Origin of the sequence: Halospina denitrificans (genome assembly GCF_004364635.1) — a bacterium.
GTDB classification, from domain to species: Bacteria; Pseudomonadota; Gammaproteobacteria; order Pseudomonadales; family Oleiphilaceae; genus Halospina; species Halospina denitrificans.
This window is the reverse complement of record NZ_SOAX01000001.1, coordinates 52,516-65,680: the sequence shown is the minus strand read 5'-3', so window position 1 is coordinate 65,680 and position 13,165 is coordinate 52,516. Positions and strand designations below refer to the sequence as shown.

Sequence of the window (13,165 nt, the reverse complement as noted above, 5' to 3'; positions counted from 1 at the left end):
CGCGCAATGGCCTGGGGATACATGGGCAAGGTCCCGAATCGGGGCGATTTCATTACACACAACGTACCGCCGCAGGCGCGGGATCTGTTGCTCGAATGGTGTCAGGCAACACTCGCCGTAAGCCGGGAGCAGCTCGGCGACAACTGGTTGGAAGCCTACCTGACGTCGCCGATCTGGCATTTTGCGGCGAGTCCCGGCGCCTTTATGGAATCCGGCCTGATCGGGACCATGATTCCGTCGGTGGATCGGGTTGGCCGTCATTTTCCGTTTCTGGTGCTGGCGGAATATAACGGCAGTGCCCTGGAAGCCTGGCGCCAGCCGGACTGGTTCTCTGCGATGGAGGATTGCGTTCTGGCGGTGCTGGATGATGGTTGGGATGAGGCGACCTGGTACCAACGCCTTGGCGCGATCGAGATACCGGAAGCCCAGGGGCCGCGCCTGAAATGGCCATCCGAGGAGGGCAATATGATGCTTCCCGGCGAGGCCAGGGAGGATGACTGGCTGCATGCCCTTCTGAGCCGCCGACAGGGTCTGGCGCTCTGGTGGACCCAGGGGTCTGCCTACGTTGAATCAGCGACGCTGCTGACGGACGGGCTCCCAAGGGTTGGCCAGTTTGCGGCCATGATGGTCGGCCAGTGGGAGAACCACGGCTGGCAACAAGGCGTGATGACGGAGTAGATAATGGCGTTCAGGTCCGCAAGCTTTACCCACAAGGGTGGCACGCGCGAACACAACGAGGATGCGCTTCTGGACGCACCACAGGCGGGCGTCTGGGTGGTTGCCGATGGCATGGGCGGTCATCAGGCGGGCGACGTGGCCAGCCAGATGACCTGTGACACAGTGGCCCGAGAGGTGGAGCGCCAGGGTAGCCAGCTCTCCGTGGACGGGTTGCGGACAGCGCTGAAAGACGCCAATGAGCAGATCCGGGATTACGCCCGTGACACCCTCGACGGTCAGACCGTGGGTGCAACCGTGATTGCGCTGCGGATCAGGGACGGGCGTTACCATGTGCTCTGGGCCGGTGACAGTCGCTGCTACCGCTTGCGTGCCGGCGCCCTCGTCCAGATCTCACGGGATCACAGCCAGGTGGCAGAGCTTGTGGATCAGGGGCTTATCCGGCCGGATGAGGCGGATGGTCATCCGTTGGCGCACGTGATTACCCGGGCTCTGGGAGTGGATGATGAGCTGAGTCTGGATTACGCCACGGGGGAGATCCAGCCAGGGGACCTCTTTCTGCTCTGCAGCGACGGGGTGAGCAACGAGTTCGGAACCCGGGATCTGGAGGGCTTCCTGGGTGATGGAAAAATCCGGGATGCGAGCCATGCCATAATGTATTCGGCACTGGTTAACAAATGTGGCGACAACATAACCTGTATTATTGTCAATGTTGATGAAGGTGGGTATGATCCGCAGCAGATTCGAGCTGAGAACGACGCAGACGCAACCGTTCCCGTGTCAGTTCTGAACAATCAAGGATGATGTACGCGTGAGCATTATGGACGATCAGGCCACTCTTATATTTGACCCGAATACCCTTCTTGAGGCGATCTCAGAGAGCCAGCCCTGCGGTGATGATACCCGTGAGGACTCGTCCCACGCGTCTCCCTATTTCAATCTCAAGGATCTGCGCAACCAGGCGCGTGCCTCCGAACGCCAGCAGCTGATCGAGAACGAGGCACTCCAGGTTCCCCAGTGGCGTCAGCTTCTCGATGAAATCCCCGATGTACTGGTGAAGCGCAGCAAGGACCTGGAGTTCGTTGCCTGGTATGTCGAGGCGCTCTGCCGCGAACACGGTTTCGAGGGCCTGGCCCAGGGCTTTGACCTGGCCCGCCGCATGCTGGAGACCCACTGGAACAACCTCTATCCGCTGCCTGACGAAGAAGGGGCGGCTACCCGTATTGCGCCGCTGGTCGGCCTTAATGGCAGCGACAGCGAAGGCACACTGATCCAGCCCATTCTCTCGATCCCGCTGTTCCACAACGCCACGCTCGGTGATGTTGCCGTATGGCAGGTGGAGCAGGCCGCTGAAATCTCCCGCCTGGATGAACAGAAGACCCAGCAGCGCATCGAGGCCGGTGCGCTGGCGGAAGATGATGTGATGCAGGCGGTCCGTGAGACCCCGGAGAGCGCACTGTTGGCAATCCACGGCACGATTGAACGTGCACAAAAGGCATTTACAGGCCTGAGTGAGGCCATGGACCGGGTGATGGACGGCGAGCCACAACCGACCAGCCATATCCGTTCCGTGCTTGAACGCTGCAAGAGCATTCTCATGCACTACGCCGGCGCCAGGATCGAGAAAGCGCTGGCTCGTGAAAGCCAGATGCCCGAGGCCGCAGGCCAGGACCCCGAGATGGAAGGTGAGGGGGCCGAGCCCACGGGTGGGCCCCACGCGGACCCGGTGCAGGTGGCTATTGCCAGCCGTGCCCGGGCGCTGGAGCAACTGAGTCAACTGGCCGAGTTCTTTCGCCAGACTGAACCGCATTCGCCGGTTTCCTATGCCATCAACCAGGCCGTGCGCTGGAGTGAGCTGTCACTGCCCGAGCTGATGCAGGAGTTGATCGACGACAAGGGCGTGCGCGAGGGCTTCGCCCGCATAACCGGCGTTCCGGACCCGGAGTCGCAAAAGCAGTAACTACCTGGAAACCGGGCGCCGTGCGGTGGGCGATGGTTTCCTGACACATTGGTAAATCAAGGAGACAGTGACATGGAAAGTGTTCACGACAAGCTTTCAAGAGTCCGCAAGCCCAGGGTCCACATTACCTATGATGTGGAAACGGAAGGCGCCATGGTCAAGAAAGAGCTGCCGTTCGTGGTTGGCGTCATGGGCGACTTTTCCGGTAACAACAACACCGATCTCAAGCCGCTCAAGGATCGCCGGTTCATCCAGATTGACCGCGATAACTTCGACGACGTGATGCGCCGGATGAGCCCGAAACTGGCGATGAAGGTGGACAATAAGCTTTCCGATGACGATTCCGAGATGTCCGTTGAGCTCGAGTTCAACAGCATGGAGGATTTCGAGCCCTCCAACGTCGTGAACCAGGTTGAGCCGCTGCGCCAGTTGATGGAAACGCGCAACCGGCTGCGTGACCTGATGACCAAGGTGGATCGCTCGGAAGAGCTGGAAGAACTTCTGGAGCGCGTTCTCAACAATTCGGATGACCTGAACGCGCTGAATGAGGAACTGGGCAGCAAGGAAGGGGACCAGGAATGAGTGCTGAAGAACAGACCCAGGATACGGCGGTTGCCGAAGAGGGCGAGAGCCTTAGCCTGCTGGAGCAGGCCATCGGCGCAACCAAGCAGACGGAAAGCGAACGGGCCCAGGAGCTGATCCAGACCCTGACCGATGAGGCCATGAAGGGCACGGTCACCTGGAACAAGAACCTGAACGTGACCTTCAACCAGGCGATCTCGGCGCTGGACCAGATGATTTCCAGCCAGCTGTCCGAGATCATGCACCAGGAAGAGTTCCAGAAGCTGGAAGGTTCCTGGCGCGGCCTCAACCATCTGGTCATGAACTCAGAGACCAGCGCCACCCTCAAGATCCGGGTGCTGAACCTGAGCAAGAAGGAACTGCACAAGGACCTTTCCAAGGCAGTGGAGTTCGACCAGAGCCAGACCTTCAAGAAGATCTATGAGTCCGAGTTCGGCACACCCGGCGGCGAGCCCTATGGCGCCATGATTGGCGACTACGAGTTCACCAATCACCCGTCGGACATCGAAACCCTGAGCCTGATGTCCAACGTGGCGGCGGCCGGTTTCTGTCCCTTTGTCGCCTCCTCGGGCCCCGGCCTCTTTGGTTTCGATGACTGGACCGAACTGACCAAGCCGCGCGACCTTGAGAAGGTGTTCGAGTCTGTCGAGTACACCAAGTGGCGGTCGTTCCGCGAGAGCGATGATTCGCGCTTCGTGACCCTGACCATGCCCCGCGTGCTGGCCCGCCTGCCCTATGGTGAGTCCACGCAGCCGGTGGAAGCGTTCAACTACGAAGAGTTCGATGTGGACCCCGGTACCGGCATGTCCGTCGCCGCGGACCATGAGGACTACTGCTGGATGAACGCCTCCTATGTGATGGGCACGCGGCTGACCCAGGCCTTTGCCAAGTATGGTTTCTGCACCGCCATCCGTGGTGCCGAGGGCGGAGGCAAGGTGGAAGGACTTCCGACCCACGTCTTCCAGAGCGATGATGGCGACCCGGACCTCAAGTGCCCCACCGAGATCGGCATCACCGACCGTCGTGAAGCGGAACTCAGCAAGCTTGGCTTCCTGCCGCTGTGCCATTACAAGAACACCGATTACGCCGTGTTCTTCGGGGCCCAGACATGCCAGAAGCCCAAGATCTTTGACAATCCCGATGCCACGGCCAACGCTGCCATCTCCGCACGGCTGCCGTACCTGATGGCAACCTCGCGCTTTGCCCACTACCTCAAGGTCATGGCGCGGGACAAGATCGGGTCCTTCATGGAAGCCGAGGATGTGGAAAACTGGCTCAATCGCTGGATCCTGACCTACGTGAACGGTTCCGAGGGTGGTGGCCAGGATATCCGTGCCCGTTATCCGCTGGCGGATGCCAAGGTGCAGGTGAAAGAGATCCCGGGTCGCCCCGGCTCCTACAACGCGGTGGCCTGGCTTCGCCCCTGGCTGCAGCTTGAGGAGCTCTCCACCTCGCTGCGGATGGTCGCCAAGATCCCGGAAGTCGGTTAACCCGACTCCCGGCGTGACCGCAGGACAACACATGGATGACGGGGCACAAGCCCCGTCTGGTTGCAGGGATGCGCAATGAGCAGTGCCCTTCAGTTCGTGCCCAGTGACTACCTGGACAGACCGGCCTCGGCAGAGCCGGACGTGGTGCCTGATTCAGGCTTCGCGGCCCGTCTCGTCGCGGAAGCGGATGATGTCCTTGCGTTACTGATGTGGCTGAGCCGGCTGGACCCCGGAAAGACCTGGGAGCGCTCCAGCATCCGGGCCCTGTTGGCAAAGACGCTGGATGGCGTGGATCGCCGGATCAACGAGCAGCTGAACGCGATCCTCCACCATCCGGAACTGAAGGCACTCGAGGCAAACTGGCGTGGCGCCTGGCTGCTGACCGAACAGGTCGCCCATGACGATGGCGAGGGCCGGGTCCGGGTGAAAGTCCTGGACCTGAGCTGGCGGGAACTGTCCAGGGACCTGTCCCGGGCTATTGAGTTCGACCAGTCCCGGCTGTTTTCCCACATCTATTCGGAAGAGTTCGGGAGTCCAGGCGGCGAGCCTTTCGGGTTGCTGCTCGGGGCCTACAGCGTCAGTCACCGGATGCCGGGCGGGCAGGCCAATCTGGACACCCTGCAGGAACTGACACAGGTGGCGGCCGCGGCCTTTGCGCCGCTGATACTGGATGCGGCGCCGAGTTTTTTCGGCGTGGACCAGTACGCGGAACTGGCGAGCGTTACGGACCTGGAAAACCACTTCAATCAGCCAGAGCTGACGAAGTGGCGTTCGCTGAGACAGACCGAGGACGCGCGATTCCTGGGGCTGGCCATGCCCCGGATGCTGATGCGCCAGCCCTATCCGGACGCCGGCTGGGGGCCGGAAGGTTTCCGTTTCCATGAAGCGCGGGGCGATTCGGAAAGGGACTATCTCTGGGGCAATGCCTGCTTTTCCGTGGGCACCGTGGCGATCCGCGCGTTCTGCCAGTCCGGCTGGTTCGCGCAGATCCGCGGTTACCGGGAAGGGCGCATTGCCCATGGCACCGTGGACAACATGCCGGCCATTCAGGCGCTGTCCTCTGCCGGGCGGCTCTTTCCCACGCGCAGTCCCGTGGAGTGGCAGGTCAGCGACCGCATGGAGCGGGTGCTCTCCGAGGAGGGGTTCATTCCCCTGATGCCGCTGGCGAATACAGAAATGCTGGTGCTGCATTCGGTGCCCTCGGTGCAGGAACCTGCTCACTATGACAGCGGCGAGGCGCAGGTCAGTGCCCGCCTGGCGGCGATGCTGCACTACACGCTCTGTGTCTCGCGCTTCGCCCATTACCTGAAGGTGATGGGACGTGACCGGGTCGGGGGCTATCGCTCCCCGGAGGAGTGTGAAACCCAGCTCCAGAAGTGGCTCCACAGCTACACCATGGCCACCGAGGGAGCCTCGGACGAGATGCGGGCGCGGTTTCCGCTGCGCAGTGCCAGTGTCTCGGTGAAACAGCGGGTGGGGGAGCCCGGCCGCTATTACTCGGTGATCCGGTTACAGCCCCATTTCCAGCTGGACCAGCTGGTGACCAGCATGCGGCTGATTACGGAGCTTACGCCGATACAGACGTGACGGCGGGAGCAGGGAAGAAGGCGGACCCGCTGTGGGTCGCCGGAAACGCACGGATTAACAGGAAGAGTCGATATGGACGTTATCAAGCAGTATCTATCCGCGGGACAGCTTCAGGAAGCCATCGAGCACCTCCAGCAGGAGCTGCGCCAGTCTCCCGGAGCCAGCGACCTGCGTGCCTGCCTGGTGGAACTGCTGTGCATTGCCGGTGACCTGGAGCGCGCCGACGAGGTCCTGGAGCACCTGGCAAAGCACCATCAGGACTGGCTTGCCGGCGCCGCCAACCTCAGGCAGCTGCTCCGGGCCCAGCAGGCGCGCCTGGCCCTGCGTGAAGGCAAGCTCGCGGACGATGTGATCGCCACGCCCGGGGAATCGCTCGAAGCGCTCCTTGAACTGAACCTGAACCTTTCAAACGGTAAGACTGAAAAGGCGCGCGACGCCGCATCCGCTTTGGAGTCGGCTCGTGCGGGTGATGTTTTCCAGGCCGGTGAGTCCCAGGGCGAGATCCGGGACTGTGACGACAGTCTGAACGGTTATGTCGAAGGCCTGGGAACCGACGGCTATTACTACCTGTGGCAGTGGAACGAAATCGATGCCCTGCGTTTCCAGAAGCCGTCCTCGCCCATTGAACTGATCTGGCGCCGGGCACTGATCGAGCTGTCCGATGGTCGCCAGGGCGAGGCCTTCCTGCCCCTCACCTACGCCACCAGTGGCACCGATGCCCAGAAGCTTGGCCGTGAAACGGACTGGGTCGAGCACGAGCCGCAGTTGGTAACCGGCCTCGGGCTCAAGATGTTCCTCGTCGGCGACGAGGCCGTCTCCCTGGAAGGCATCCAGGATGTTGAACGCGTGGAACCGGTCGAGGCGCACGATGAAGCACTCTGATGCCCGCAATGGCTTGCAGCTGAGCCTGCTGGACCGGTTGCTGGAGGACGGTTCACTGCGCCCCAGCCTGGCGCAGATCCGCCAGTCCGTGCGGCGTGACCTGGAATGGCTGCTCAACGCACGCCGCTGCTGGCTGCCGCGATCCTCCGACTACAGGGAACTCGGTCGTTCGGTGCTGGGCTATGGGCTGCCGGATTTCACGGTCATGGAGCTGAGCACCGAGGACGGTCGCCAGTGGCTCTGTGACGAGGTCAAGCGCACCATCGTCGAGTTCGAGCCGCGACTGGCCCGGGTCGAGGTGATCATGAAGGATACCGAAGCGCCGCTGGACCGGTTCCTGCGACTGCGGATCGAAGGGATTCTGCTGGTGGAACCGGTGCCGCAGCAGGTGGCCTTTGACTCGGAGCTTGAACCCGTAAGTCTGTCCGTCACCCTCAAGGAGTGTGCCTGACCATGAGTGACGAACTGCTCCAGTATTACAACCGCGAGCTTGCCTACCTGCGTCGTCAGGGGGCCGAATTCGCCGAGGCCTACCCCAAGGTGGCCGGTCATCTGCGGATGAGTGAGGAGGCCGTGGAAGATCCCCATGTCTCCCGGCTCCTGGAAGGCGTGGCCTTCCTGACCGCGCAGATCCGCCAGCGCCTGGACAGCCATTTCCCGGAGCTCACTGATGTGCTCATGGGCACCCTGTACCCGGACTACCAGGCACCGGTGCCGTCCATGACGATCCTCCAGCTCGAGCCCGCGCCGGCCCAGACCCATGCGGCCCCGCTGGAGGATGGCCAGGCATTCGAGACGGCGGCGGACGACGTTCCCACCTGCCGTTTTGCGGCCCGGGGTGAGCAATGGGTGGCGCCGATAAGCGTGAAAGACGCAGTCTTTGAAAACAGCCCCTTTGAGGCGCCCAGGCCTGTCGGGGTCGAGAAGGCCCGGAGTGTCATCCGTCTGCGCCTGAACAGCCCGGTCGCCATGAGTGAGACCAACGCACCGTGGCTGCGGTTCTACCTGCACGGCCAGCCCCACCAGAGCCATGAGCTGTACGACCTGATCCTGCGCACAGGCCTCGGTTTCGCGATGGTGCCGGTTAATGACCGGCGCCAGGTCCGCTTCTTCCCCGCCGAACGGATCAAGCCCGTGGGCTTCTCGGAAGAAGACGCCATGGTGCCCTACGGCCAGCGCAGTTTTGAGGGATACCGGCTGCTTGTGGAGCACTTCCTGTTTCCCGAAAAGTTCCTCTTCGCCCAGCTGGACGGGCTCGCGGACCAGTGGCCGGACGACAGCGAGGTGGATCTCTACATCTATCTCGGTGAAGGCTCCACGGAGCAGGAAAAGAGTTTCGTGGCCGATCACATGCGACTGTGGTGCCTGCCGGCGATCAACCTCTTCGAGGAGAACCTGGAGCCGGTGCGCCGTGACGAGACGGATCACGCGTACCACCTGGTTCCGCGTTACCGCAACAGTGATGCCTACGAGGTCGTGGGCGTGAACCGGGTTGATCTGGTCAACAATGACCGGGTCCGCGAACTGGCCCCCTATTACGGGCTTGGCCACCCACGGTGGCAGAACGACATCAACGTCTACTGGCACCTGCACCGCCAGAGCGCGGACTGGGCGGGTGGCCAGTATGAGCCGGGCACCGAGTCCTACCTGAGCCTGGTGGACCAGCGGTTCGAGCATCAGGGCATGGCGGCCCTGCCGAAGGATGAAATGCTGGTGGTGCGGGCCCAGTGCTGCAACCGCAACGTGCCGGCGAGTCTGCCCTTCGGCGGTGGCGAGCCGCGCTTCAAGGCGGTGACCGAGCCCCTGGTCAAGCGCGCCAACGCCCTGGTTGCGCCCACGGCCACGGTGCGTCCGGAGCTGGACGATGCCAGCCGGTGGCAGTTCATACAGCACCTGACCCTGGACCACTTTGCCGGTGATGACGCGCGCGAGCGCCTTAAGACGGTGCTGCAGCTTCACGATTTCCGCAAGACGCCGGAATCACAGGCGCTGATCGACGGCATCGAGGATGTGACCATCAAGCCGGCAGTCGCCCGTGTGGGCAGCGGTGTACAGCGCGGCGTCTGCCGGGGCAGCGAGATTGTCATTACCTTCTCCAAGCCCCGCTATGCAGGCACCAGCATCTATCTGTTCTCGGCGGTTCTGGATCGCTTTTTCGCGCACTTCGCCCAGATCAACAGCTTCACGCGGTTGCGCATCCGGCTCAGCGGGCAGAACCAGGATTATCACGTCTGGCCGGCCCGGACGGGAGAGAAGGCGCTGCTATGAGCATCGGACCTGCTGCTGGTAACCAGGACTTCTTCCGCACGGTCTGGCGCATCGAGCGCCAGATCCGGAACGAACGCTCACCCTATCACCGGGTCGGCCACGACGGTTGGCCGAGCCAGGAGCTGGTGCGTTTCCGCACGAGCCAGCATATGGGCTTTGCGGGGCAGGACCTGGTCGAGGCGCGGGAGGAACGGCTGCCGGAAGGCTCACTGAGCGCGGAACTGACCGTGGACAGCCTGGGCCTGACCGGCGCCCGGGGCGCGCTGCCGGCACACTACACCGAGATGGTGCTGTCACAGCTCAAGGCCCGGTCTCCGGCACTGAAGGACTTCCTGGATCTCTTCAACCATCGGCTGCTGTCGCTGTTCTATCGCAGCTGGGAGAAAACACAGCCGGCCGTGCATCAGGAACGCACAGAAGGGGATATTTTCACCACCATTCTCCGCTCCCTGACGGGCAGCGAGTCGGACTGGGAAATCCATTATGGCGCCGCCCTGGCGCGGGGCCCGCGTTCCGCCACCACCATCCGGACCATGCTCGAGGATGTTGCGGACATGCCGGTTGAGGTGCAGTCGCTCAAGGGCGGATGGGAGCCTGTTTCTCCCGGGGACCAGACAATATTGCCCAGCCGGACCATGGAGAAAGGGCAGTACGCCCACCTCGGCGAAGCCATGCTGGGCGGCCGGGCATGGATTGCGGACAAGGGCGCGGACATCGTGTTCCATCCGAAGGATAACGCCCAGCTGGAATCCCTGTTGCCCGGTGGTCGTGCCAGTGCGGCCGTGGCCAGGCTCACCAGCCGACTTGTCGGTCACCAGATCCAGCTTCGCTACCGCGCCGTGGCCAACCTCGACGGCGTCAAGGGAGTACGCTTGGGTGAGCGGGGCCGACTGGGTACGGACAGTTTCATCAGCACCTGCCGGACACAGGACCGGAAGGTCGACATCAGTTTTAAGCCAAGCCAGGGAAAGGATAAGCAGTCATGTCATCAATGACGTTGAAATCACTCGTGGAGAAGATGAATGATTCGGCCCGCCAGGCCATGGAGCGGGCGGTCGGGCTCTGCCATCAGCGCAGTCATCACAGTGTCGAGGTTGAGCACCTGCTCAAGTCGCTGTTCACGGAGCAGGACCAGGACCTGGTGCGTATCCTCGATCATTACGGGCTCGACCGGGGTCGGCTGGAAGGCCAGCTCGACCAGGCCCTGGAAGCCTTCAAGACCGGCAACGGCGCCACGCCCAGCCTGTCACCGCGGCTGGTGGACCTGCTGCGCCAGTGCTGGCTGGATACCTCCATTGAATTCGGGGAGCCGCTCATGCGCGGCGCCACGCTGCTGTTCAGCCTGCTGAACGATCCGGCCATGGCGGCGCTGTCCACCCGCTACGCCAAGGAGCTGGAACAGCTGGACGCGCAGCGCCTGCTCAGTGACTGGCCGAGCCTGCGGGACAGCCTGGGGAACGAAGGTCAGCCTCAACCCGCAAAAGGCCCGGGCAAGGAGCAGCATCTGGCCCAGTACACCATCGACCTGACGGCCCAGGCCGCCGAGGGCAGCATCGATCCGGTCCTGGGGCGGGATGACGAGATCCGCCAGATGATCGACATCCTGACCCGCCGTCGCCAGAACAACCCCATCCTCACGGGTGAGGCCGGCGTCGGCAAGACGGCCGTGGTCGAAGGCCTGGCCCGGCGCATTGCCGAAGGCCAGGTACCGGAAGCGCTGCAGAACGCCCGGCTGCTGACCCTGGACCTGGCACTGCTGCAGGCCGGCGCGGGCGTGAAGGGCGAGTTCGAAAACCGGCTCAAGGGCGTGATCGACGAGGTCAAGGCGGCCACCCAGCCGATCCTCCTGTTCATCGACGAAGCCCACAACATGATCGGCGCCGGCAACCAGGCCGGCCAGAACGACGCGGCCAACCTGCTCAAGCCGGCGCTGGCCCGGGGCGAGCTGCGCACCATCGCCGCCACCACCTGGGCCGAGTACAAGAAGTACTTCGAGAAGGACGCGGCCCTGACCCGCCGCTTCCAGGTGGTGAAAGTGGACGAACCCGACGAGGAAACCGCCGTCCAGATCCTGCGCGGCCTCGCGCCCACGCTGGAAGAGCACCATGGCGTGGGCATTACCGATGCCGCCCTCCGCTCCGGCGTTCACCTGTCAACGCGCTACCTCGCCGGTCGCCAGCTTCCGGACAAGGCCGTCGCGCTGCTCGATACCGCCTGCGCCCGGGTGGCCATGAGCCAGGCCAGCCTTCCGTCCGCGCTCGAGGAAACCCGCGCCCGCTACAACGGCCTGCAGGCCGAATCGGACCGGCTTGCGGCCGAGAGTCGCATGGGTGTCGAACACGGCCGTCGCCAGGACGAGGTGGCTACCCAGCTGCACACACTTGAGAGTTCCCTTGAGGAGCTGGAAACCGCCTGGGCGGACGAGAAGGAGAAGGTCCGGTCCGCCCGTGAGCTTGGCCGCCAGCTGAGCCAGGAAGAAGACGGCGCCCTGCTCGAGGAACTCAACGCCATTCGCGCCCAGCTCTCCGAAAGGGTTGAGCCCATGGTCCACTGGCAGGTGGACGAGCAGCTCGTGGCGGAAGTGCTGGCCGACTGGACCGGCATCCCCATGGGCCGCATGCAGTCCGATGAAGTAGCCAATGTCCTGGCACTGGATGAACAGCTGCGCGAACGGGTTCGCGGCCAGGACCATGCCATCGAGGACATTGCCCGCACCATCCGCATCGCGCGCGCCGATCTCGCGGACGAGAAGAAGCCCCTGGGCGTCTTCCTGCTGGTGGGCCCCAGCGGCGTGGGCAAGACCGAGACGGCCCTGGCGCTGGCGGAACAGGTCTACGGCAGCGAAGACAACATGACCGTCATCAACATGTCCGAGTTCAAGGAAGAGCACAAGCTCTCCCAGCTGGTGGGCTCGCCACCCGGATATGTGGGCTACGGCGAGGGCGGCGTGCTGACCGAAGCCGTTCGGCGCAAGCCCTACAGCGTCATCCTGCTGGATGAAATGGAAAAGGCCCATCCGGGTGTGCAGGACATTTTCTATCAGGTCTTCGACAAGGGCCAGCTGCGCGATGGCGAGGGACGGGATGTGGACTTCCGCAACACCGTCATCCTCATGACCTCCAACGCGGGCTCCGGCATGATCACGGATCTTTATGCCGACGAACTCACGGCCCCGGAGCCCATGGCGCTGAAGGATGCGATCTGGGATGAGCTGCTGACCATCTTCAAGCCGGCCTTCCTCGGCCGCACCTCGGTGCTGCCCTACAAGCCGCTTGAGCGCACCCAGCTCGGGGAGATCGCGCGCATCCAGCTGGGCCGGGTGGCCGAGCGCATCCATCGCCACCACGACTCGACGCTCAATTACACCGACGACGTCATCGAGGCCATCGTGGACCGCTGCACCGAGAGCACCTCCGGCGCACGCAACATCCAGCGCATCCTTCAGCAGGAAGTGCTGCCCGTCATGTCGCGCCGGGTGCTTGAGTGCCTGGGCGATGAGAAGCAACCGGGGCCGGTCAATCTGTCGGTGATCGACAATGAGCTGACGGTGGAAGTTGCGGACCGGAGCGAGTGGCTCGAACCGGAAGAGGAATTCAGCGAAGCCGGCAATACGCCGGTGGAATCTGAGCAGTATTCTGGGGCCCTTGGATAAGGGCCCGGAATGTATGCCCAACGCTTCGGCAGTGGGCAAAATCGCCATGTCCTAGTTACAGGACGTAAC

At 63.1% G+C, this 13,165-nt stretch carries 11 protein-coding genes; all 11 read left to right on the top strand.

Annotated elements, in window-relative coordinates:
- Positions 1–6 precede the first annotated feature (6 nt).
- Positions 7–678 carry a type VI secretion system-associated protein TagF gene (tagF, locus tag DES49_RS00285; RefSeq protein WP_133734396.1) on the top strand — a complete coding sequence of 224 codons (672 nt, stop codon included), beginning with the start codon at positions 7–9 and terminating at the stop codon, positions 676–678.
- A 3-nt stretch (positions 679–681) separates the two neighbouring features.
- On the top strand, positions 682–1,479 hold the full coding sequence (locus DES49_RS00280) for a PP2C family protein-serine/threonine phosphatase (protein ID WP_133734395.1): 798 nt from the start codon (positions 682–684) through the stop codon (positions 1,477–1,479).
- 16 nt (positions 1,480–1,495) lie between these two features.
- Positions 1,496–2,635: a type VI secretion system protein TssA gene (gene tssA / locus DES49_RS00275; RefSeq protein WP_243864851.1), complete on the top strand. Its 1,140-nt coding sequence runs from the start codon at positions 1,496–1,498 to the stop codon at positions 2,633–2,635.
- Between the two features lie 72 nt (positions 2,636–2,707).
- Positions 2,708–3,217 carry a type VI secretion system contractile sheath small subunit gene (gene tssB, locus DES49_RS00270; protein ID WP_133734393.1) on the top strand — a complete coding sequence of 170 codons (510 nt, stop codon included), beginning with the start codon at positions 2,708–2,710 and terminating at the stop codon, positions 3,215–3,217.
- The gene (gene tssC, locus DES49_RS00265) at positions 3,214–4,707 is read left to right on the top strand and encodes a type VI secretion system contractile sheath large subunit (protein WP_133734392.1); all 1,494 of its coding nucleotides are present in this window, start codon (positions 3,214–3,216) and stop codon (positions 4,705–4,707) included. The genes tssB and tssC (DES49_RS00265) overlap by 4 nt, the downstream gene beginning before the upstream one ends.
- A gap of 75 nt (positions 4,708–4,782) precedes the next feature.
- Positions 4,783–6,294, top strand: coding sequence for a type VI secretion system contractile sheath large subunit (gene tssC, locus DES49_RS00260; protein WP_133734391.1), 1,512 nt, complete (start codon positions 4,783–4,785; stop codon positions 6,292–6,294).
- 72 nt (positions 6,295–6,366) lie between these two features.
- Entirely contained in the window at positions 6,367–7,176 is an 810-nt protein-coding gene (locus DES49_RS00255) for a type VI secretion system accessory protein TagJ (protein ID WP_133734390.1), read from the top strand.
- The gene (gene tssE / locus DES49_RS00250) at positions 7,163–7,627 is read left to right on the top strand and encodes a type VI secretion system baseplate subunit TssE (protein ID WP_166645943.1); all 465 of its coding nucleotides are present in this window, start codon (positions 7,163–7,165) and stop codon (positions 7,625–7,627) included. The genes DES49_RS00255 and tssE overlap by 14 nt, the downstream gene beginning before the upstream one ends.
- 2 nt (positions 7,628–7,629) lie before the next feature.
- Positions 7,630–9,444 (top strand): type VI secretion system baseplate subunit TssF, encoded by a 1,815-nt coding sequence (tssF, locus tag DES49_RS00245; protein ID WP_133734388.1) that lies wholly within the window; start codon positions 7,630–7,632, stop codon positions 9,442–9,444.
- Positions 9,441–10,439 (top strand): type VI secretion system baseplate subunit TssG, encoded by a 999-nt coding sequence (tssG, locus tag DES49_RS00240; protein ID WP_133734387.1) that lies wholly within the window; start codon positions 9,441–9,443, stop codon positions 10,437–10,439. The genes tssF and tssG overlap by 4 nt, the downstream gene beginning before the upstream one ends.
- Positions 10,427–13,096, top strand: coding sequence for a type VI secretion system ATPase TssH (gene tssH, locus DES49_RS00235; RefSeq protein ID WP_133734386.1), 2,670 nt, complete (start codon positions 10,427–10,429; stop codon positions 13,094–13,096). Before tssG ends, tssH begins: the two co-directional genes overlap by 13 nt.
- The last annotated feature ends 69 nt before the right edge of the window (positions 13,097–13,165 follow it).

Coding starts and splice junctions, on each gene's coding strand:
- tagF (WP_133734396.1), top strand. CDS start 7: ATGGCCTGGGGATACATGGGCAAGGTCCCGAATCGGGGCGATTTCATT.
- DES49_RS00280 (WP_133734395.1), top strand. CDS start 682: ATGGCGTTCAGGTCCGCAAGCTTTACCCACAAGGGTGGCACGCGCGAA.
- tssA (WP_243864851.1), top strand. CDS start 1,496: ATGGACGATCAGGCCACTCTTATATTTGACCCGAATACCCTTCTTGAG.
- tssB (WP_133734393.1), top strand. CDS start 2,708: ATGGAAAGTGTTCACGACAAGCTTTCAAGAGTCCGCAAGCCCAGGGTC.
- tssC (WP_133734392.1), top strand. CDS start 3,214: ATGAGTGCTGAAGAACAGACCCAGGATACGGCGGTTGCCGAAGAGGGC.
- tssC (WP_133734391.1), top strand. CDS start 4,783: ATGAGCAGTGCCCTTCAGTTCGTGCCCAGTGACTACCTGGACAGACCG.
- DES49_RS00255 (WP_133734390.1), top strand. CDS start 6,367: ATGGACGTTATCAAGCAGTATCTATCCGCGGGACAGCTTCAGGAAGCC.
- tssE (WP_166645943.1), top strand. CDS start 7,163: ATGAAGCACTCTGATGCCCGCAATGGCTTGCAGCTGAGCCTGCTGGAC.
- tssF (WP_133734388.1), top strand. CDS start 7,630: ATGAGTGACGAACTGCTCCAGTATTACAACCGCGAGCTTGCCTACCTG.
- tssG (WP_133734387.1), top strand. CDS start 9,441: ATGAGCATCGGACCTGCTGCTGGTAACCAGGACTTCTTCCGCACGGTC.
- tssH (WP_133734386.1), top strand. CDS start 10,427: ATGTCATCAATGACGTTGAAATCACTCGTGGAGAAGATGAATGATTCG.